The organism is Cryobacterium algoritolerans, assembly GCF_004402785.1.
GTDB classification, from domain to species: Bacteria; Actinomycetota; Actinomycetes; order Actinomycetales; family Microbacteriaceae; genus Cryobacterium; species Cryobacterium algoritolerans.
In genome coordinates this window covers 1-21,061 of record NZ_SOFP01000036.1, presented here as the reverse complement: position 1 = coordinate 21,061, position 21,061 = coordinate 1, and the positions used below count along the sequence as shown (strand labels likewise).

Below are 21,061 nucleotides of genomic sequence, written 5' to 3'. Positions count from 1 at the left end.
CGCAAAGTAGACTCCAATGGTGTTGATCTGCCTGTCCGCCAGCCACAAGAACTCCAGCTTCGACGTGCTGGAGCGGTTGTCTGTCGGTGCGGGCGACGTCGCGAGCGGCATCCTGGAGCGCCACCCGGGCCTGGTCGGGGCCGTCGTCGTGGCCACCTGCAACCGCTTCGAGGCCTACCTCGACCTGGACGAGCCCACCGGCACCTCTCCTCTGTCGGCTGTCCGCGCCGCCATCGACGGCGTCAGCGCGAGCACCGGCGTGGCCGCCGAGGTGCTGCGTGACACCCTCGAACTCGTCCACGGCAACACCGTCGCCGAACATCTCTTCGCTGTCACCAGTGGACTCGAATCAGTCGTCGTCGGCGAGGGCGAGATCGCCGGCCAGGTGCGCCGCGCGCTCGAACAGGCCCGGCTGGTCGGCACCACGAGCCCGGAACTGGAGCGACTGTTCCAGCGCGCGTCGCAGACCTCCCGGGGGATCAAGAACCGCACCGGGATCGGCGCGGCCGGCCGTTCACTCGTGCGGCTTGCCCTCGAACTGGCCGAAAGCCGCATCCCCGACTGGGCCGAGACCCGGGTGCTCCTGGTCGGCACCGGACGTTACGCCGGCGCCTCCCTGGCCGCGCTGCGTGACCTCGGCGCCGAGAACGTGCGGGTCTACTCGCCCTCGGGCCGCGCCCGCAAGTTCGCGTCCTCACACCAGATCATCGCGGTGGCCGAGTCGGAATTCGCCGTGGCGGCCGCGAGCGCGGACCTCATCCTCACCTGCACGACCGTCGAGCACCACGTGATCACCGCGGCGCTGCTCCGGGCGGGGCGCGCCCAGGGCGAGGCCACGGCGGATGCCACGGCGGATGCCGCGTCGAGGGAAACCGGCTGCCCGGCCGGCGAGGCGCGTGGGACTCCTGAGACTTCGCAGCGGCTGATCATCGACCTGGGCCTGCCGAGAAACGTCGACCCTGACGTCACCGAGCTGGCCGGGGTGGAACTGCTCGACCTCGAGACGATCCGCATCCATGCGCCGCTCGAAGAACTCAACGCCACCAGCGACGCCCGCCTCCTCGTCGGACGGGCCGCCCGCAAGTTCTCCTCCGTCGCCGAGGAGCAGAGCCTCGCCCCGGCCGTCGTCGCCCTGCGCGGCCACATCTTCGGCCTGCTTGACGCGGAAATCGAACGGGCCCGCCGCCGCAGCGACTCCAGCGAGCAGACCGAGGCGGCGCTTCGGCACCTGGCCAGCGTGCTCCTGCACACCCCGATGGTGCGCTCCCGTGAGCTCGCCCGGGCCGGCGAACAGGCCGCGTTCCTGACCGGACTCGACGCGATGTTCGGCATCCAGGTCGACCTCCCCGCCGTCACGCTCTCACCGGGCGACGTCGAAATCACCCCCACCGCCTCGTGACGCGGTGGCCGTCGTGAGGTTCCAGCCGTCATGAACGAACCGGGACTGCCCGGCGCCCTCCCGTTCGACGCCCACCCGATCCGCACCCGTCGCCTGCTGCTCCGCCCGCTCAGCGAGGCCGACGCCGATGACGTCGCGGCCTACCAGACCCTGCCCGACGTGGTCCGGTATCTGCCGTGGCCGGTGCGGAGTCCCGCGGAGTCGCGGGAACACACCGTCACACGAGCCGGTTTGACCCGGCTGGCCGACGACGAGGACGGCCTCATCCTTGCCGCCGAACTCGTCGGCGCGGACGGCTCGCCGGGTCCGGTGATCGGTGACCTCAGTGTCTTCCTCACGAGCCGCGAGCACGCCCAGGTCGCGGTCGGCTGGGTCTTCCACCCCCTCTGGCACGGCCGGGGCTACGCGACCGAAGCGGCAACGGCGGTGCTCGACCTTGCGTTCGGGGAATTGGGCGCGCACCGGGTGTTCGCGGAACTCGATCCGCGAAACGGTGCATCCGCCGCCCTTTGCCTGCGGCTGGGGATGCGACTCGAGGCGCACTTCGTCGAAAATGAGTTCTTCATGGGCGAATGGTCCGACCTGCAGGTATTCGCGATCCTCGGCCGCGAATGGAAGGCCGCTCGATGAGGGCCGTCTGGTTCGACCGCTTCGGCGAGCTGCCCGAGCTTCGCGAGCTGCCCGACCCGATCGCAGCCGCCGCGGGAGTCGTCGTGCGGGTGGAGGCGACCGGCCTCTGCCGCAGCGATTGGCATGGCTGGCTGGGTCACGACTCCGGCATCGCTCTGCCGCACGTGCCCGGCCACGAGCTCGTCGGTGTGATCGATTCCGTGGGATCGGAGGTGCGCCGGTTCCGGGTCGGCCAGCGGGTCACGGTGCCGTTCGTCTGCGCCTGCGGCGACTGCCCGGATTGCGCGTCGGGAAACGCCCAGGTCTGCCGCAACCAGACCCAGCCGGGCTTCACCCACTGGGGTTCCTACGCCGAGCTGGTGGCCCTGCACCACGCCGACGTCAACCTGATCGCCGTGCCGGACAGTCTCGACGCGGGAGCGGCCGCCCTGCTCGGCTGCCGGTTCGCCACCGCCTACCGCGGCCTGGCCCACCAGGCCGAGCTGGCGCCGGGTGAGACGCTCGTGGTCGTCGGTTGCGGCGGTGTCGGGCTCTCCGCGGTGATGATCGGGGTCGCCCTCGGAGCGACGGTGATCGCGGTGGACATCAGTGCCGTGGCCCTGGCCGCGGCCGCTCGCTGCGGAGCCACCCACACGGTCGACTCCTCCGGCCTGGACGATGACGAGGTGGTCGCCGGGATCCGCGCCGCTGCCGGGAGCGCCGGCGTGCAGGTCAGCGTCGAGGCGCTCGGCCGGGAGAGCACGGTCTCCATTGCCCTCCGTTCCCTGGCGGCCCGCGGCCGCCACGTGCAGATCGGCCTGTTCGCGGAGGACCCGCGGCTGCCGCTCGGCGAGGTCATCGCCCGTGAACTCACGGTGCTCGGCAGCCACGGGATGCCCGCCGCCGCCTACCCGGCACTGCTGGCCCTGGTCGAATCGGGCCGGTTGCGCCCCGGGACCCTGGTCAGCCGACGGATCACCCTCGCCGAGGCGCCCGCTGCCCTCGCGGCGATGTCGAACCCGGTGTCGCAGGCCGGCGTCACCCTGATCGAGGTCGCGCGCCCCTCCCGGTGATGACTTTCGGCCCGGTGTTTCGCGGAAAAATCACCTTCACACGCGGGGTTAAGGTGCTTTTTCCGTGACTCAGCCGCGCCGCCGGGCGCGGGGCGGGGGCTACGCGCCGCGGAGGCGCTCGGCAAGGTAGGCGTCGAGCCTGTCGAGCGGCACCCGCTCCTGGGCCATGGTGTCGCGGTCGCGCACGGTGACGGCCTGGTCCTCCAGAGAGTCGAAGTCGACCGTGACACAGTACGGCGTGCCGATCTCGTCCTGGCGGCGGTAGCGCCGGCCGATCGCGCCGGCGTCGTCGAAGTCCACGTTCCACGATTCCCGGAGGCGCGCCGCGAGCGTCCTGGCCATTGGCGAGAGCGCCTCGTTGCGGGACAAAGGCAGCACGGCGACCTTGATCGGTGCCAGGCGTCGGTCGAGCCTCAGCACGGTGCGCTTGTCCACGCCGCCCTTCGCATTCGGCACCTCCTCCTCGTGGTACGCGTCGACCAGGAAGGCCATCAGCGAACGGGTCAGGCCGGCGGCCGGCTCGATCACGTAGGGAACCCAACGTTCGTTCTTGGTCTGGTCGAAGTAGGACAGGTCCTTGCCGGATGCCGCGGCGTGCGTCTTCAGGTCGAAGTCGGTGCGGTTCGCCACACCTTCGAGTTCGCCGAATTCGCTGCCGCTGAAACCGAAGCGGTACTCGATGTCCACGGTGCGCTTGGAATAGTGCGAGAGCTTCTCGGCGGGGTGCTCGAACAGCCGCAGGTTGTCGGCGTCGATGCCGAGGCCCGTGTACCAGGCCATCCGCTGGTCGATCCAGTACTGGTGCCATTCCTCGTCCGTACCCGGCTCGACGAAGAACTCCATCTCCATCTGCTCGAACTCACGGGTGCGGAAGATGAAGTTGCCCGGGGTGATCTCGTTGCGGAAGCTCTTGCCGATCTGGCCGATGCCGAACGGCGGCTTCATCCTGGCGGCCTGCAGCACGTTGGCGAAGTTCACGAAGATGCCCTGCGCGGTCTCGGGGCGCAGATAGTGCATGCCGGCCTCGTCGTCGACCGGGCCGAGGTAGGTCTTGAGCAGGCCGGAGAAGGCGCGCGGTTCGGTCCAGATGTGCCGGTTGCCGCAGTTCGGGCAGGGGATGCCGTCGATGCCGCCCTCGGGCGGGCGGCCCTTCTTCTCCTCGAATTCCTCCTCGAGGTGGTCGGCCCGAAAGCGCTTATGGCAGCTCGTGCACTCGACCAGCGGGTCGCTGAAGACCTCGACGTGGCCGGATGCCTCCCAGACCTTGCGGGGCAGGATCACCGAGGAGTCCAGACCCACCACATCGTCGCGGCTGGTGACCATGAAGCGCCACCACTGCTTCTTGATGTTCTCCTTGAGCTCCACCCCTAGCGGTCCGTAGTCCCACGCGGAGCGGGATCCGCCGTAGATTTCACCGGCCTGAAAGACAAACCCGCGGTGGCGGGCGAGGGCGATGACGGAATCGAGGCGGGTGGGGGCGGCCACGGTGGCTCCAATGGTCGAGGGTGGGAAAGTGTGTCACGAGCGGGCGGGAGCCCGGCGGGCGCTCATCTCATTTTAGGCGTTCGCCTCCGCTCCGCCGCCAAGCTGTTAGTCTTGCTAACGAATCCCGCAGTCTTTGCGGCACCTCAAGGGAGAGATCATGGGCACCAGGCCCCGCACGCCACACGATTCAACCGAGGGGGCTGGGACGCTGGATCGGGATCCGGCCCTGCTGGCCGTAGCCCTCGACCAGACCACGCATGACGCCGAGGAGGCCCACTGGACCCCCGCGAAGATCGCCATCTGGGGCGGCATCTCGCTACTCGGTGGTCTCAGCTGGGTGATGCTGGCCGTGGTTCGCGGGGAGACGGTCAACGCCATCTGGTTTGTTTTCGCATCCGTCTGCACGTACCTCATCGGTTACAGGTTCTACTCGAACTACATCCAGAAGCACCTGCTCAAGCCCGACGACCGGCGGGCAACCCCGGCCGAGTACAAGGCCGACGGCAAGGACTACGCCGCGACCGACCGGCGGGTTCTCTTCGGCCACCACTTCGCCGCGATCGCCGGCGCCGGACCGCTCGTCGGTCCCGTCCTGGCCGCCCAGATGGGCTACCTGCCCGGCACGATCTGGATCATTGTCGGCGTCGTCCTCGCTGGCGCCGTTCAGGACTACCTCGTGCTGTTCTTCTCGATGCGCCGCGGCGGACGTTCCCTGGGCCAGATGGCCAGGGACGAGCTCGGCAAGGTCGGCGGCACGGCCGCCCTCATCGCCACCCTCGCCATCATGGTCATCATCGTGGCCATCCTCGCCCTCGTCGTCGTCAACGCCCTCGCGGCCAGCCCCTGGGGCGTCTTCTCGGTCTCGATGACCATCCCGATCGCCCTGCTCATGGGCTGCTACCTGCGCTTCTTCCGCCCCGGCAAGGTCACCGAGGTGTCGATCATCGGCTTCATCCTGCTCCTGGCCGCGATCATCGGCGGAGGGATGATCTCGAGCACCGAATGGGGCGCGGCGTTCTTCCACGTCGACCCCCTTCCGCTCGCGATCGGCATCATCATCTACGGCTTCGTGGCCGCCATTCTGCCGGTCTGGCTTCTGCTGGCCCCGCGGGACTACCTCTCCACCTTCATGAAGATCGGCACGATCGGGATGCTCGCGATCGCGATCGTCATCGTGCGCCCGGAGATCTCGGTGCCGGCCTTCAGCGAGTTCACCGCCAACGGCGGGCCCGTCGTGAGCGGTTCGCTCTTCCCGTTCCTCTTCGTCACGATCGCCTGCGGCGCACTCTCCGGCTTCCACGCCCTGATCGCGTCCGGCACGACCCCGAAGCTGATCGAGAAGGAACGCCAGACCCGGTTCATCGGTTACGGCGGGATGCTGATGGAGTCCTTCGTCGCGATCATGGCCCTGGTGGCCGCCGTGTCGATCGACCGCGGCATCTACTTCGCGATGAACTCATCCGCGGCCCTCACCGGCGGCACCGTGGAGGGTGCCGTCGCGTTCGTGAACAGCCTGGGCCTGACCGGCGTCAACCTGACCCCTGACATGCTCACCCAGACGGCGAAGGATGTCGGCGAGGCCACCATCGTCTCCCGATCCGGTGGCGCCCCGACCCTCTCGGTTGGCCTGGCCCACATCATGCAGCAGGTCGCCGGCGGCAAGGGGATGATGGCGTTCTGGTACCACTTCGCGATCATGTTCGAGGCACTCTTCATCCTGACCGCCGTCGACGCCGGCACCCGGGTGGCGCGGTTCATGCTCCAGGACAGCCTCGGCAACGTCTTCCCGAAGTTCAAGAACACGTCCTGGCGCACGGGCGCGTGGCTCACGACCGGGATCATGGTACTGGCCTGGGGCGCGGTGCTCATCATGGGGGTCACCGACCCGCTCGGCGGCATCAACACCCTGTTCCCGCTCTTCGGAATCGCCAACCAGCTCCTCGCGGCCATCGCCCTGGCCGTCTGCATGGCCATCGTCGCCAAGCGCGGCATGTTCACCTATCTCTGGATCGTGGCCATGCCGCTGGCCTTCGCCGCCGTCGTAACCATCTCGGCGTCGTTCTTGAAGATCTTCTCGACGATCCCGGCGGTCGGCTACTTCGCCCAGAACCGGGCCTTCTCCGAGGCGCTGGCGGCGGGACAGACCAGCTTCGGCACGGCCAAGACCGTGGCCGCGATGGAGGCCGTCGTGCGCAACACGATGGTGCAGGGGCTCCTGTCGATCCTCTTCGTCGTGCTGGCGATCATCGTCATGGTGACCGCAATCCAGGCCACCTGGCGCTCGTGGAAGAGCCGCGACTTCGGCACCAATGAAGACACGGCCATCCCGTCTGAGATGTTTGCCCCGTCGGGCTTCCTGCCGACACCGGCCGAGAAGGAACTCGGCGCCAGCTGGGACGCCCAGGCCAGGCTGGAGAAGTCAGCGAAGTCGAACCGCTGATGAACACCGTCGAGCACCTGAAGAAGGGCGCACGGGACCTGGCCTGGTTCGTCAAGGGCATCATGGGGGAAGACGCCTACGACAAGTACAAGGCCCATCACGAGTCCCGGCACCCGTCCGGCGGGGGCGAGGCTCCCCCGGTGATGACCGAGCGGGAGTTCTGGCGGGACCAGACCGACCGACAGGACACCAACCCACAGGGCCGGTGCTGCTGAAACGCGGATCCAGCGGCCCGGTTCGGTGCACAGCAGGCGTGCACCGAATCCCCAGCTTGCGTTCCTAACCTCAGCGATGAGGCGCGCACCGATGGCCTCCGCAACAAGGAGAGGTCATTGTGCGTCGTTTCAGCTCGCGTCGCCGTTGGTACTCGGTCTGCGGGGTCATCGTCGGCCTCGCCCTGCTCGGCGCGCTCCTGGCCGGGCTGCCGCAGAGCCCGGTGACTCTTTTCACGGCGACGCCTCCGGCCTCCGGCGTCCCCTCGCTCAGCCCGGCGAACGGGCGGGCCCCGACGGACATGCCGTCCGTCGGGGCCATCAGCTCCGTTCAGATCCCGGCCACGCTCTCGGGTTTTGTCGCGCGCGACGCGCAGGTCTACCTCCCGCCGGCGGCGCTCGTTCCGAATCCTCCCGCTCTGCCCTTCGTTCTCATGATGATGGGGCAGCCGGGAGAACCGGATGCCGGACCCATCAAGGGCGTGCTCGACGCCTTCGCGGCACAACACGGCGGCCTGGCTCCGATCGTGGTCGTGGCCGACCAGCTCGGCGACCCGAACGTGGATTCGCTATGCCTCGACACCGATCAGTTCGGTCAGGTGGAAACGTATCTCGAACGCGATGTCGTCAACTGGGCGCGGGGCAATCTGCACATCCAGGCCGACCGGGTGCACTGGACCGTGGCGGGTTTCTCGAATGGCGGACAGTGTGCAATCTCACTCGCCGCGAAGTACCCGCAGGTCTGGGGCAACGTCATCGACGCCTCAGGTACGACGTACGCCGGAATCGAATCCGAAACAGAAGTGCTCGCCGATGTCTTCGGCGGCGACCAGACCGCCTACGATGCGACGAAACCGGCCACGGTCCTGGCCGCCGGCCGCTACCCGGACTCAGCTGCGGTGTTCACGGTCGGCACCGATGACCAGGTGATGGAGCCCGGCATGCGGGAACTGAGCATCGACGCGCAGGCCGCGGGATTGGCGATGACCTACTACGAGGTGCCGGGCGAGGGCCATTCGGTCGAGGCTCTGACCGGCGGCCTCACTCTCGCGTTCGACGTTCTGTCCTCGCGCCTGGGATTGGGTTAGCCGCCGTGGTGCCAATCGCGGGCGACTGGGTCACCGCCCTCTGGGCGATCGAGATCGACCGGGGGCCGGTCATCGTGATTGTCGACGCCCTGGCCGTCGCAGCGCTCGTCTTCCTGCTGGTGCGTCGCCGCGCCTGGCGTTGGGCGCTGGCCGCCGCGGCTGCCGCCGTCGGCGTCGCGGTCGCCGTGCTCATCTGGTTCGTCTCGGTGCGGGTCTCCAACGTGTTCGGGATGTCGCCGGGCCGGGTCGCCTACCTGTGGCTGGCCGCTGTCTGCGCCGGCATCGGCCTCGCCGGCGCGAACCTGTGGAAGGCAAGCGCCCTCCGCCGCAGCATCGCTGCTGCCTCTGTCCTGGTCTTCCTGGCCGCCGGGGTTCTCGGCATCAACGCCAGCTTCGGGCTCAATCGAACGCTCGGTTCCCTCTTCGGCATCAGCTCGCTCGGCCCGATTGCCTTGGCAGGGCCGCCGGCCGCCGGCGGGCGTCCGGCCCGACCGCTCTGGCAGAGCTGGGCTGCACCGCCCGATCTCCCGGCCACGGGTAAGGTCGGCAGCCAGGTCCTCCCCAGTCCGCTCTCGGGTTTTTCTTCTCGCCCCGCCGGCATCTACCTCCCTCCGGCCGCCCTTGTTCCCAACGCGCCCGCACTGCCGCTCGTCATCCTGTTGATGGGCCAGCCGGGCAACCCGGACCCGGAGTACATTGCGGCCACCCTCGATCGTCTGGCTGGCCAGCATGGCGGCCTCGCCCCCATCGTGATCGTTGCCGACCAGCTCGGCACCCCGAACGTCGACCCGCTCTGCCTCGACACCGCCAGGTACGGAAATGTCGAGACCTTTCTCACCAGGGATGTCGTGAACTGGGCGCGCACGAACCTCAACATCATTCCCGACCACCGGTATTGGACGATAGCCGGCTTCTCCAATGGCGGCCAGTGTGCCATCTCCCTGGCGGCCAAGCATCCGGACCTCTGGTCCAACGTCGTCGACATTTCGGGTGAGGAGTACCCCGGCGCCGAGAATCCCGCCGCCACACTCAAGGATGTCTTCGGCGGCGATCAGGCGGCGTACGACGCCCAGAAACCCGTCAATCTGCTCGCCGGCCACCGATTTCCCGGTACCCCGGCCGTGTTCACTGTGGGGTCGAACGACCCAGGCTATATTCCCGGACAGCGGCTCCTCGCCCGGGCCGCCCAGGATGCCGGTATGGCCGTCACCTATTGGGAGTCACCGAACGGCGGCCACGTTCTGCCCGCACTCACCGACGGTCTCGACAAGGCCTTCGAGGTTCTCTATCCCCGGCTCGGCCTGGCTCCCCCGGCTCGGTAGCCCGAACCGCCGACCGTCCTCGGACGAGACCTCAGAGGACGGGATTTCAGCGGACCGCGGCGCGCTCCGCGAGGATGTCGTCGACGGAGGTGATGCTGATCAGCGGGGTGTAGAGGGCCATCACGTCGAGCGCGCGCCGGTGGTCGGCGTCGCTGAGGCCGGCGCAGGCATCCGCCACCACCCGCACCCGCACGCCGTCGTCGGCCGCGGCGAGCGCCGTGGAGATCACGCAGCAATCGGTGGACACGCCCGCGAGCACGATCTCCCGCGGATTGTCGAGGGCAGCGCGGGTCTTGGCGCTCCACTTGCCGAAGGTGGACCGGTCGATCAGCCTGGCGTCCAGCGCCGGGAACTGCGGGACTCGGTCGTAGAGCGCACCGTTCGCCGGGTCGAGCGCGAACGGCCAGGCCTCGTAGTACGGGATCCAGGCCCCCTCGGGCTTGTCCGGCGCGAGAAAACGGGTCAGGGCGACCTTCGGGCCGAACGCGGACCGGAGCCGGGCCGCGTTGGCCGCGGCCTCGGCGAATCGCGGCGTGAACCACTCGCTGGCCGGTTCGCCGAAGATGCGCTGCAGGTCGATCAGGACGAGCCACGAACCGGACTCACGGCCCGCAGCGGGCGCGGCCGGGGAACCCTCCCAAGCGCCGCTCATGCCGACAGGAGCTCCTGGGCGGCCTGGTCCTCGCCTGGGACCGGCACGGCCTCCTGCGCCCGAATCGTGCCGCGCCCAAAGAGCAGCGTCCCGCCGAAGCCGATCACGAGCGCGGCGAGCACTCCGAGGTTGGCATAGGCCCACTCCCCGCCGCGGCCGCCGAGCCCGAACGGGTCGAGCAGGTAACCCTGCCAGGCGAGCCAGTCGGCGAAACCGTTCGTGACCATGCCCCAGCCGACGAGGGAGCCAACCGCGATCAGCACGATCGAGAGCACCCGCACGCTGCCGTAGCGCCCGGCCGGATCGAACAGTTCCTTCACCGCATAGCTCTTCTTGCGGAGGAGGATGTCGGCCATGAAGATGCCGCACCACGCCGCGACGGGCACGCCGAGGGTGATCAGGAAACCCTGGAACGGAACCAGGAAGCTGCCCGCGAAGAAGACCACGTAGACCGCCCCGAGCACCATCAGCACCCCGTCGATCCCGGCGGCCAGGAACCGGGGCACCCGGACGCCGGTCGTGAGCAGGGCCAGCCCGGAGGAGTAGATGTCGAGCACGGCGCCGCCGACGAGGCCGAGCACAGCAACCAGGGCGAACGGGATGAGGAACCAGATCGGGAGGATCGTGGTGAGGGCCCCGATCGGGTCGACGGCGATGGCGCTGCTGAGCCCTGCGGAGGAACCGGCGAGCAGCAGCCCGAACAGGAGCAGGACGATCGGCCCCAGCGACGCGCCGAACGTGGTCCAGGCGACGACACCGTTGCTCGAGGCCGACCGGGGCAGGTAGCGCGAGTAGTCGGCGGCCGCGTTGACCCAGCCGAGACCGAAGCCCGTCATCATGAAAACGAGGGCGCCGATCACCTGCGGGGTGCCGCCGCCGGGGATCGCCGCCAGCGTGTCGAAGTTGATCTGGTCCGCCACGAGGATGACGTAGACCACGGTGAGGATGCCGGTGATGATCGTGATCCATTTCTGCAGCTTCATGATGAAGTCGAAGCCGAGCACCCCGCCGCCGACGATTAGGGCCGCCACGACCACGAGCGCGACGATCTTGGTCAGGATGCCGCCCTCCCAGCCGAGCTCGGTGAACACGGTCGCCGTGGCCAGAACGGCGAGGGAGGCGAGCACGGTCTCCCAGCCCACGGTGAGCAGCCAGGACAGTGCCGACGGCACCCGGTTGCCGTTGATGCCGAAGGCGGCCCGGCTGAGGGTCATCGTCGGGGCGTGGCCGCGCTTGCCGGCTAGCGCGATGAAACCGCAGAACAGGAACGAGACGACGATACCGACGAGCCCCACGATGCCCGCCTGCCACAGGGAGATACCGAAGCCGAGCAGGAAGGAGCCGTAGCTGATGCCGAGCACCGAGACGTTGGCGGCGAACCAGGGCCAGAACAGGTCCCTCGGGTTCCCCTTGTGCTCACTCGAATGGATCGCGTTGATGCCGTTCAACTCGATCTCGAGGGCCGAAACCGTGGCCCCGCCGTCTGGGCCGATCGTGGATGGGGTGGACATGCGAAGGTCCTCTCGTCGAACCTGCCAAAGCCTGTACAGCGGAGACTAGGGCGGCGCGCGGACGCCTGTCAAGGCCGGGCGCCCTGTGCCGCGACCCGGTGGATCCGCCTCTGGACGTCGCCCGGTCAGTGCACGTATTCGAGCAGGTCCATGCCGACCGCGCGCATCCCGTCGAGCACGGCGAGCCTGGCCGAGAGGGCCGTGTCGGCGAACGACATCGACACCGCGTATGTGACGCCCGCGCGCGGGCCGCGGAGGACCCCGACTTCGCTGCGCACGCCGGCATCCGTGCCCGTCTTGTTCACCAGCAGCATGCCGTGGTCGCGCTGGCGGTGGGCGAGCGGGTCGAAGCCGAAGGCGCTGGCCACCATGGACAGGTCGCTGCCCAGGGAGAGCCAGCCGATCACCCGTTCGCTGGACGCGGTGTCGACGATCTCGCCGCGGGCGAGCGCCGTGAACAGCCAGGTGAGGTCCTTGGCGCTGCCGACCGAGAGCTGAGGCGCGTGGTCGGGCCCGCGTTCGTCGCGGACGAGGTCGAGCAGAGCAGTGCGGGACAGTCCGAGCTGTTCGGTGCGGGCGCGCACGGCGTTCAGGCCGACCGCCCTGATGAGCACGTTGGCGGCCAGGTTGTCGCCGGTGGCGCCGATCAGCGCGGCAAGGTCGGCCACCGGCAGTGACGGGGCCTGCAGGTGCTGCCAGATGCCCGAGCCGCCGACCGAGTCGAGGGAGGTGCGGTCGAGGATCGTGTAGGCGCCGAAGTCCGCCTCCCGCAGCCGGGCCGCGACCTCGATCAGGAGGAGCACGGTGCCGATCCCTGCGGTGGGCATCACGACGTGATCGTCGACGGAGAACAACACCCGGCCGGTGACCAGGTCCGTAGCCCGCGCCGACACCTGCACCCCGTTGACGGCGAGGTCACCGAGGGCCTGGAACCCGCGGCCGAAGTTCGCGCTCGCCAGGGCCCCACCGTGCTTCCCGCGATGCGCGGAAGCATGACGGGACCGTCGCCCTGAGTCTTGGGATGGCTTGACCACCGGTTGCGGATCCTTCCGTGCGCCGGACCTGCCGGCCCGGCAATACCATAACTCAACGAGGTTGGAGGATTCTTGCGGAGAGTGCCCCTACCAAATGGTGACGCGCTTCTCCGGGGCAAGCCAGAGCGCGTCACCCTCGGCGACACCGAACGCGGCGTAGAAGTCGTCGATGTTGCTGAGGATCTGGTTGCAGCGGAATTCGTTGGGCGAGTGCGGGTCGATCGCGAGCAGGCGGATGGCCTCCTCGTCGCGCATCTTGAGCTGCCAGGCCTGGGCCCAGGACAGGAAGAAACGCTGCCCGCCGGTGAAGCCGTCGATCACGGGCGGCTCGGCACCGGCCAGTGAGATCAGGTAGGCCTTCCACGCGATCGAGAGGCCGCCGAGGTCGCCGATGTTTTCGCCGATCGTCAGGGCGCCGTTGACGAAGTGGCCCGGAATCTGCCGGGGGGCCAGGGCGTTGAACTGCTCGATGAGCGAACTGGTGCGCTCCTCGAACGCGGCGCGGTCCTGCTCGGTCCACCAGTCGGTGAGCAGTCCGTCGCCGTCGTACTTGGAGCCCTGGTCGTCGAATCCGTGCCCGATCTCATGGCCGATCACGGCGCCGATCGCGCCGTAGTTTGCCGCGGCATCCCGGTCGGCGTCGAAGAACGGCACCTGCAGGATCGCTGCGGGGAAGACGATCTCGTTGAAACCGGGGTTGTAGTAGGCGTTGATGGTCTGCGGGGTCATGAACCACTCGTCGCGGTCCAGCGGGCTGCCGATCTTGCCGAGCTCCCGCTGGAACTCGAACTCGTTGGTCCTGCGCACATTGGCGATGAGGTCGCCCGGGTCGATGGCGAGCGTGGAGTAGTCCCGCCACTTCACCGGGTAGCCGATCTTCGGGGTGAACTTCTCGAGCTTCTCGAGCGCGCGGCCGCGGGTCTCCTCGGTCATCCAGTCGAGGTCGGCGATGCTCCGGCGGTAGGCCTCGACCAGGTTGGTGACGAGCACGTCCATGCTCGCCTTGGCGCTCGGCTTGAAGTGACGCTCCACGTAGATGCGGCCAACTGCCTCGCCCAGGGCACCCTCGACCAGCGAAACGCCGCGCTTCCAGCGGTCGCGCAGCTGGGGAGTCCCGGTAAGGGTGCGGCCGTAGAAGTCGAAACTGGCGTCGACGAAGTCGGCCGAGAGGTACGCGGCGCTCGAACGGATGATCTGCCAGCGTAACCAGTCCTGCCAGGCGACGAGCCGGTCTTCGGTGAGCATCTCGGCAAGGCCGGTGACAAAGCTGGGCTGGCGCACGACGACCTCGTCGAACGCCGCGGCCGGGGCGTCGAGCCCCTCGAGCCAGAGCTGCAGGTCGGCCCCCGCGGCGAGCGCGGTCACCTGGCCCCAGGTCTTGAGGTTGTAGGTCTTCTCGCTGTCGCGGGAACGGACCTTATCCCAGTGGTGGGTCGCCAGTTCGGTCTCGAGGTCGAAGACCCGGCCGGCGCGGGCGGCGGCATCCGTGAGCCCGGCGAGTCCGAACATCCGCTCGATGAAGGCCTGGTAGGCCTCCCGGATCGCGCCGGAGGTCTCGTCGCGGTAGTAGGACTCGTCGGGCAGACCGAGCCCGGCCTGCTCGACGAAGACGAGGTAACGCTCCGGGTTTCCCGGGTCGTTGTCGACGTAGAGCTGGAAGGCGCCGGCGACCCCTGCCCGTTCCAGCCGTCCGAGGGTGCCGAGCAGCACGGGGATGGACGAGACGCCGTCGACGGTGGTGAGATCGTCGGCGAGCGGGGTGGCGCCGAGACCCTCGACCTTCTGCTCGTCGAGGAAACTGGCGTAGAGGTCGCCGAACTTGCGTTCCTCGGTGCCCGGCTTCGCAGACTGGGCCTCGAGGATGATCTCGCGCACGGCCTTCTCTGATTCCTCGGCCAGGAGGTAGAACGAACCCCAGCGGGCCTTATCGGCCGGGATCAGGGTGCGTTCGATCCATTTCCCGTTGACGTGGCGGAACAGGTCATCCTGTGGACGCACGCCCGGGTCGAGTTCGTCGCGGTCGATTCCGGATGCGGTCCCCTGATCAGTCATGGCCCCAGCCTATTCGCTGCATTGCCCCGATCGACCTCGCCGTCCGCAGAGTTGGGCACCCTCCCAGCGGTGGTCGAGCCCATCGAGACCCGGTGTGTGGCCTGACAGGCTCACCCACCGCGCACGCTCACCCGCCGCACACGCGCACCCATCGCGCCGCCCGGCGGCTAGTCTGGAGCATCACAATCCTCCGCCCGCAGCCCATCGACCGCGAGATCCTGCGCCTCGCCATTCCCGCCGTCGGCGCTCTCATTGCGGAACCCCTATTCCTGCTCGCCGATTCGGCGATGGTCGGGCACCTCGGTGCGGTGCCCCTGGCCGGGCTCGGACTGGCCGGCGCGGTGCTGCAGACGATCATCGGCCTGATGGTGTTCCTCGCCTACAGCACGACCCCGGCGGTGGCGCGCTGGCTCGGCGCCGGCGACCGCGGGCGGGCGGTCTCGGTCGGCATCGACGGCCTCTGGCTCGCCCTCGGCCTGGGCGTGCTGCTGGCGACGGCCGGGTGGTTCGCCGCCCCGGCGCTGGTCGGCGCCTTCGGGGCCGAGCCGGCCGTGACGGAGGCCGCCGCGGGCTACCTGGGCCTCTCGATGCTCGGACTCCCGGCCATGCTGCTGGTCTTCGCGGCCACGGGGCTGCTCCGCGGGCTGCAGGACACCCGCACCCCGCTCTGGGTGGCCGGGCTCGGCTTCTCCGCCAATATCCTGCTCAACCTGTGGTTCATCTACGGGCTCGGACTCGGCATCGTGGGCTCGGCGCTCGGCACGGTCGTCGCCCAGTGGGCCATGGTCGCCGTCTACCTCGTCGTCGTGGGGCGCCACGCCCGCCGTGAGGGGGCACGGCTGCGCCCGCACCGCGCGGGCGTGCTGCGCGGGGCATCGAGCGGCGGCTGGCTCTTCCTGCGCACGGTGAGCCTGCGCGCGGCGATGCTGCTCGCGGTGTTCGTGGCGACCCGGCTCGGCTCACCCGAGCTGGCGGCCTTCCAGATCGCGATGACCTTGTTCGCCACCCTCGCGTTCGCGCTCGACGCGCTGGCCATCGCCGCCCAGGCACTGGTCGGCCGCGGCCTCGGCGCCGGCGACCTGGCCGGTGTGCGGGCCGTGCTCCGGCGCTGCCTGGAGTGGGGTGTGCTCAGCGGCGCGGCCCTCGGACTGCTCGTGATCCTCGGCAGCGGCGGGCTCGGCAGCCTCTTCACGAACGCCGCGGAGGTGGCGTCACTGCTGCCGGCCACGCTGGTCGTGCTCGGGCTCTCCGTTCCGCTCGGCGGCGTGGTCTTCGTGCTCGACGGGGTGCTGATCGGCGCGGGCGACGCGCGCTACCTGGCCGTCACGGGCGTCGTGAACCTGGCCGCCTTCGTTCCGCTGGCCGTCGGCGTGCTGGTCTGGGCGCCATCCGGGGCTGCCGGGCTGGCGTGGCTGATGGCCGCCTTCGCCCTCGGTTACCTCGGCGCCCGCGCGGTCACCCTGGGTCTGCGCGCCCGCGCCTCGAGCTGGATGGTCGTCGGGGCGCGCTGAACCGGCCCGGCGAAGATCGGTCTCAGACGACCCAGTCGAACGATTCCTCGAACGTCTCGCTGCCGTCGTCGTCGTCGAACACGTTCGCGACGATATGGGTGAGGAAGACCGCGAACCCGGTGGCGATCTCGGAGAACCGGGCGTTGTCGAAGGGGCCGTACCAGGACACCCGGCACTCCCCCTCCGGATCGAGGTCGAGGCGCGTGGTCGCGGCACCGTCCTCGTCGGCGAGCACGAGGATGCGCACCGACCGCCAGGGCAGGTTGGCCCCCATGATGCGGCCGAGGTTGAGCCCGTCGGCGGCATGCGCGGAGAGGGCCTGCGACAGCTGCACCGCGACATCCGCCGTGCGCTCGTCGGCCGCCGGAAACCTCAGGTAGGCCGCCCGGTCGCTCGACACGAGCTGGATCGCGTCGGGCTCCCAGGCGAGCCGGCGGTATTCGAGCAGTTCGAGGGCGGAACGCACGAGGTCGGTGAGCAGCCTGCCCGCGTTCTCGGCGTCGACGACGTTGCCGTAGTCCGGGGTGTCACCCTCCCAGACGCCTCGAACGGCGACCCGGGTGGTGGGGATGCCTGGCATGGATTCACTTTCCGGCGGCGAGCGCGGGCGGATGCTCGGCTCGGGACCTCTGCTCCCGGTGGGCCGGCTGCCCAGGGGGTACACGTCGATTATGGTCGGCTCCGGCGGCCCGGCGGGCGCGCCCCGGCGACGTTGCGCATCACGGCGGCTCGAATGGGCGCGAATGGCCACGAAACCGGGTGGGCGGGTCGAGAATGGTGGTCTGCCGACGTGGTCCCCCCGAGGCAGACCGAGTATCACCCGGGAGAGAAGACCATGACTGCACCTGCCGGACATCTGATCCCCGCGAGCGTGCCACGCCCGCCGCGCGCCACGGCCCCGACCAGCGTTTTCACGCGCTGGCTGCTCCGGAACCGGGTGCAGCCGGTCGGACCGGAGAGCACCGAGGAGACCACGGCGACCCACTCCTGGTGGAAGGTGATGTGCCTGACCGGCGTGGACTACTTCTCGACCCTCTCCTACCTTCCCGGCATCGCGGCCCTGGCGGCCGGTGCCCTCTCGCCGCTGGCAACGCTGCTGATCGTGGCGCTGACCCTGCTCGGCATGCTGCCGATGTACCGGCGGGTGGCCAGGGAGAGCCCGCACGGCCAGGGATCGGTGGCGATGTTGGAGCGACTCCTGCCGTTCTGGCGGGGGAAGGTCTTCGTGCTCGTGCTGCTCGGCTTCGTCGCCACCAGCTGGATCATCACGATCACGCTCTCGTCGGCGGATGCCACGGTGCACCTTCTCGAGAACCCCTTCGCACCGGCGTTCCTCCAGGGGCATGCCGTGACCATCACAGTCGTGCTGCTGCTCATCCTCGGCGGGGTCTTCCTGCTCGGCTTCAGCGAGGCCGTTTCCGTCGCCATCCCCCTGGTCGCGCTGTTCCTGCTGCTCAACGGGATCGTGATCGGCGTCGGTCTGTACGACGTCCTCACCGAACCTCGCGCCCTGTCCGACTGGATCGGCGCCCTGACCGCGGGCGGCACCGGCTTCGGCGCCATCGTCGGCCCGGCGATCATCGCGTTCCCCCTGCTCGTGCTTGGCCTGTCCGGCTTCGAAACCGGGGTCAGTATGATGCCGCTCGTCGCCGCCACGGGAAGCAGCCCGGAGGAACGGCTGGCCTCCCGCATCCGCAACACCCGCAAACTGCTCACCGCGGCGGCCGTCATTATGAGCGTCTACCTCCTGGCCAGCAGCCTGGTCACCACCGTGCTCATCCCCGCCGCCGCGTTCCAGGACGGCGGGGCGGCCAGCGGGCGCGCCCTCGCCTACCTCGCGCACGAGCGGGTCGGCAACGTGTTCGGCACGGTCTACGACGTGAGCAGCATCCTGATCCTGTGGTTCGCCGGGGCGTCCGCGATGGCGGGGCTGATCAACATCGTCCCGCGGTACCTCCCCTCCTACGGCATGGCCCCCGAGTGGAGCAGGGCGGTGAGGCCGGTCGTGCTCGTCTACACCGGCGTCAGCATCCTGATCACGATCGGATTCAACGCCGACGTGAACGCCCAGGCGGGGGCTTACGCCACCGGGATCCTGGTGATGATGGTGTCCGGCGCCGTCGCCGTCACCATCTCCGCCGTGCGGCGACGGCAACAGGTTGCCAGCGTCGCGTTCGCGGTGCTCACCCTCGTGCTCCTCTACGCGCTCGGCGCGAACATCATCGAGAAGCCGGACGGCATCACCATCTCCGCCTTCTTCATCCTCGGGATCGTCACCGTATCCCTGGTCTCGAGGGTGTCGCGCACGACCGAACTCCGGGTGGAGCAGATCGAGTTCGACGAGACGGCCCGCCGCTACATCCAGGACTCGCTCGACTACGACGGAGCCCTCAACCTGATCGCGCACAAGCGGGCGGCCGGCGATCATGACGACTACACCGAGAAGGAACAGGAGCAACGCGGGATGAACCCGGTTCCCGGTGCCGCCGACCTCCTGTTCCTGGAGATCGAGGTCGTCGACCCGTCCGGCTTCAGCGAGCGGCTACGGGTGCGCGGCGTCGAGGTCGACGGCTACCGGGTGCTGCGGGCGAAGAGCCCCGCGGCCCCGAACGCCATCGCCGCCATCCTACTGGCGCTCCGGGACGCCGCCGGCGTGCGACCGCACGCCTACTTCGAGTGGTCGGAGGGCAACCCGGTCCACCACCTCGTCCGCTACCTCCTGCTCGGCCAGGGCGACACCGCCCCCGTGGTGCGCGAGATCCTGCGCACCATCGAGCCAGACCCCGCCCGCCGGCCCGGCATCCACGTCGGCGGCGGCTGATCGGCGAGCGGATGCCTTCGCAGGACGAATACGCCGCCGCACCGAGCCGTTCCGGGAGAAACCTTAGCTGAAGGAATCCCCGCAGGCGCAGCTGCCGCCGGCGTTCGGGTTGTCGATGGTGAAGCCCTGCTTCGCGATGGTGTCTTCGAAATCGATCGAGGCACCCTCGAGGTATGGCACGCTCATCTTGTCGAGCACGACCCCGACCCCGTCGAAGTCCACAACGACGTCGCCCTCGAGAATGCGCTCGTCAAAGTAGAGCTGGTAGATCAGGCCGGAACAGCCTCCGGGCTGCACGGCAACGCGCAGGTTCAGGTCCTCGCGACCCTCCTGGCCGAGCAGGCTGCGCACCTTCAGCGCGGCGGCTTCGGTCAGGCCGACGCCGTGGGCCGGTGCGATGGGGGCAATGGTGTCGGTCATGGGACTCCTCGGACTTCACTCTGCATGGACGCGTCGGGCCCGCTCAGCTGGAGCGATTCGCCTGCGCGAGTATTCAATCACTCTAAGCTTCCGCGGCCGTTCTGCGAACCTCGGAGGCTCCCGGCGGCATCCGCCCGGCGCCGGCGATACGCCATTGACCCAACGCTGGCCTGCCAGTGACCCGCCAAAGCAGACCTGACTCTAGCCAGATGAAATCCTGAAGCCTAGGGTGGAGAGGTCCAGCTTTTTTATGCGCGCGGTCCAGATGACCGCGACGCAGTACGGCGTCGCCCTGATTGTCACCGACAACCAGCGGCGCGCACCTGAGCCGTCCTCACAACTCGTTCCCTGTCGGCCTCTTCACGGAGTCCGACCCGGGATGACCGGACTAATATCCGGGTTGTCAGGGTGGCAGAAGAGGTAAATATGTCTGACGTCCTTCTCGACCGCCCCGAACTCGAAACACTCGGCGTCTACGAATTCGGCTGGTCGGATCCCGACGCCGCGGGCGCGTCCGCCCGTCGCGGGATCTCGCCGGAGGTGGTGACCGACATCTCCAACCTCAAGAGCGAGCCGGCGTGGATGCTGAAGCGTCGGCTGAAGGCCCTCGAACTCTTCGAGCGCAAGCCCATGCCGACCTGGGGCGCCGACCTCTCCGGCATCGACTTCGACAACATCAAGTACTTCGTCCGGTCCACGGAGAAGCAGGCCCAGACCTGGGACGACCTGCCCGAGGACATTCGGAACACCTATGAGAAGCTCGGCATCCCCGAGGCGGAGCGCAATCGCCTCGTCTCCGGCGTCGCCGCCCAGTACGAGTCCGAGGTCGTCTACCACGCGATCAACGCCGACCTCGAGGCGCAGGGCGTCATCTTCATGGACACCGACACCGCGCTCAAGGAGCACCCGGAGTTCTTCGAGGAGTACTTCGGCACCATCATCCCCTCCGGCGACAACAAGTTCGCCGCGCTGAACACGGCCGTCTGGTCGGGCGGATCCTTCGTCTACGTGCCGCCCGGCGTGCACGTCGAAATCCCGCTGCAGGCGTATTTCCGAATCAACACGGAGAACATGGGTCAGTTCGAGCGCACCCTGATCATCGCCGACGAGGGCAGCTACGTGCACTACATCGAGGGCTGCACCGCCCCGACGTACTCGTCGGATTCCCTGCACTCGGCCGTGGTCGAGATCGTCGTGAAGAAGAACGCCCGCGTTCGCTACACGACCATCCAGAACTGGTCCACGAACGTCTACAACCTGGTCACGAAGCGCGCCACGGCGGCCGAGGGTGCCACGATGGAATGGATCGACGGCAATCTGGGCTCCAAGGTGACCATGAAGTACCCGTCGATCTACCTGATGGGCGAGCACGCCAAGGGCGAGACCCTGTCGGTGGCCTTCGCCGGCCCCGGCCAGCACCAGGATGCCGGCG

At 68.8% G+C, this 21,061-nt stretch carries 17 protein-coding genes; 10 read left to right on the top strand and 7 right to left on the bottom strand.

Annotated elements, in window-relative coordinates; translation table 11 throughout:
- Positions 1 to 16 precede the first annotated feature (16 nt).
- From E3O19_RS06905 to E3O19_RS06895, 3 genes are read left to right on the top strand one after another with little or no spacing between them, the layout of a single operon-like run.
- Entirely contained in the window at positions 17 to 1,399 is a 1,383-nt protein-coding gene (locus E3O19_RS06905) for a glutamyl-tRNA reductase (protein WP_241981249.1), read from the top strand.
- A gap of 30 nt (positions 1,400 to 1,429) precedes the next feature.
- Positions 1,430 to 2,029 (top strand): GNAT family N-acetyltransferase, encoded by a 600-nt coding sequence (locus E3O19_RS06900; RefSeq protein WP_134566464.1) that lies wholly within the window; start codon positions 1,430 to 1,432, stop codon positions 2,027 to 2,029.
- Positions 2,026 to 3,081 (top strand): alcohol dehydrogenase catalytic domain-containing protein, encoded by a 1,056-nt coding sequence (locus E3O19_RS06895; protein WP_134566462.1) that lies wholly within the window; start codon positions 2,026 to 2,028, stop codon positions 3,079 to 3,081. Before E3O19_RS06900 ends, E3O19_RS06895 begins: the two co-directional genes overlap by 4 nt.
- Positions 3,082 to 3,180: 99 nt before the next feature.
- Here E3O19_RS06895 and E3O19_RS06890 read toward each other — a convergent pair whose 3' ends face one another.
- Positions 3,181 to 4,566, bottom strand: a complete 1,386-nt coding sequence (locus E3O19_RS06890; protein ID WP_134566460.1) for a glycine--tRNA ligase — start codon at positions 4,564 to 4,566, stop codon at positions 3,181 to 3,183.
- Positions 4,567 to 4,723: 157 nt separating this feature from the next.
- Between E3O19_RS06890 and E3O19_RS06885 the strand changes: the two genes are divergently transcribed.
- The 4 genes from E3O19_RS06885 (at position 4,724) to E3O19_RS06870 (ending at position 9,628) form a co-directional block, all read left to right on the top strand.
- Positions 4,724 to 7,006 carry a carbon starvation CstA family protein gene (locus tag E3O19_RS06885; RefSeq protein WP_134566458.1) on the top strand — a complete coding sequence of 761 codons (2,283 nt, stop codon included), beginning with the start codon at positions 4,724 to 4,726 and terminating at the stop codon, positions 7,004 to 7,006.
- On the top strand, positions 7,006 to 7,221 hold the full coding sequence (locus E3O19_RS06880) for a YbdD/YjiX family protein (RefSeq protein ID WP_134566456.1): 216 nt from the start codon (positions 7,006 to 7,008) through the stop codon (positions 7,219 to 7,221). The genes E3O19_RS06885 and E3O19_RS06880 overlap by 1 nt, the downstream gene beginning before the upstream one ends.
- Before the next feature lie 119 nt (positions 7,222 to 7,340).
- Positions 7,341 to 8,306 carry an alpha/beta hydrolase gene (locus E3O19_RS06875; protein ID WP_134566454.1) on the top strand — a complete coding sequence of 322 codons (966 nt, stop codon included), beginning with the start codon at positions 7,341 to 7,343 and terminating at the stop codon, positions 8,304 to 8,306.
- A 5-nt stretch (positions 8,307 to 8,311) separates the two neighbouring features.
- Entirely contained in the window at positions 8,312 to 9,628 is a 1,317-nt protein-coding gene (locus tag E3O19_RS06870; protein WP_241981248.1) for an alpha/beta hydrolase, read from the top strand.
- 46 nt (positions 9,629 to 9,674) lie between these two features.
- On the opposite strand, the gene E3O19_RS06865 is transcribed toward E3O19_RS06870, so the two are convergent.
- The 4 genes from E3O19_RS06865 to E3O19_RS06850 all read right to left on the bottom strand — a co-directional run bounded on the left by E3O19_RS06865 (position 9,675) and on the right by E3O19_RS06850 (position 14,877).
- Positions 9,675 to 10,280 (bottom strand): cysteine hydrolase family protein, encoded by a 606-nt coding sequence (locus E3O19_RS06865; RefSeq protein ID WP_134566452.1) that lies wholly within the window; start codon positions 10,278 to 10,280, stop codon positions 9,675 to 9,677.
- Positions 10,277 to 11,791, bottom strand: a complete 1,515-nt coding sequence (locus E3O19_RS06860) for a purine-cytosine permease family protein (RefSeq protein WP_134566451.1) — start codon at positions 11,789 to 11,791, stop codon at positions 10,277 to 10,279. The genes E3O19_RS06865 and E3O19_RS06860 overlap by 4 nt, the downstream gene beginning before the upstream one ends.
- A 125-nt stretch (positions 11,792 to 11,916) precedes the next feature.
- The gene (locus E3O19_RS06855) at positions 11,917 to 12,825 is read right to left on the bottom strand and encodes a serine hydrolase (protein WP_134566449.1); all 909 of its coding nucleotides are present in this window, start codon (positions 12,823 to 12,825) and stop codon (positions 11,917 to 11,919) included.
- 87 nt (positions 12,826 to 12,912) lie between these two features.
- Positions 12,913 to 14,877, bottom strand: a complete 1,965-nt coding sequence (locus E3O19_RS06850; RefSeq protein WP_134566447.1) for a M13 family metallopeptidase — start codon at positions 14,875 to 14,877, stop codon at positions 12,913 to 12,915.
- 92 nt (positions 14,878 to 14,969) lie between these two features.
- Here E3O19_RS06850 and E3O19_RS06845 point away from each other — a divergent pair, with 92 nt between their 5' ends.
- Positions 14,970 to 16,388, top strand: a complete 1,419-nt coding sequence (locus E3O19_RS06845) for an MATE family efflux transporter (RefSeq protein WP_241981247.1) — start codon at positions 14,970 to 14,972, stop codon at positions 16,386 to 16,388.
- A 22-nt stretch (positions 16,389 to 16,410) separates the two neighbouring features.
- Here the strand turns inward: E3O19_RS06845 and E3O19_RS06840 are convergent, their stop codons facing one another.
- A complete protein-coding gene (locus tag E3O19_RS06840) occupies positions 16,411 to 16,968 on the bottom strand; it encodes a hypothetical protein (protein WP_134566443.1) in 558 nt (185 codons plus the stop codon).
- Between the two features lie 255 nt (positions 16,969 to 17,223).
- On the opposite strand from E3O19_RS06840, the gene E3O19_RS06835 reads away from it, so the two are divergent.
- Complete coding sequence (locus tag E3O19_RS06835; RefSeq protein ID WP_134566441.1) at positions 17,224 to 19,209, top strand: APC family permease; 1,986 nt, start codon at positions 17,224 to 17,226, stop codon at positions 19,207 to 19,209.
- Between the two features lie 63 nt (positions 19,210 to 19,272).
- On the opposite strand, the gene E3O19_RS06830 is transcribed toward E3O19_RS06835, so the two are convergent.
- A complete protein-coding gene (locus E3O19_RS06830; RefSeq protein ID WP_134566439.1) occupies positions 19,273 to 19,629 on the bottom strand; it encodes a HesB/IscA family protein in 357 nt (118 codons plus the stop codon).
- A gap of 426 nt (positions 19,630 to 20,055) precedes the next feature.
- On the opposite strand from E3O19_RS06830, the gene sufB reads away from it, so the two are divergent.
- The coding region (sufB, locus tag E3O19_RS06825) for a Fe-S cluster assembly protein SufB (protein ID WP_134566437.1) at positions 20,056 to 21,061 on the top strand (1,006 nt) is incomplete at its 3' end.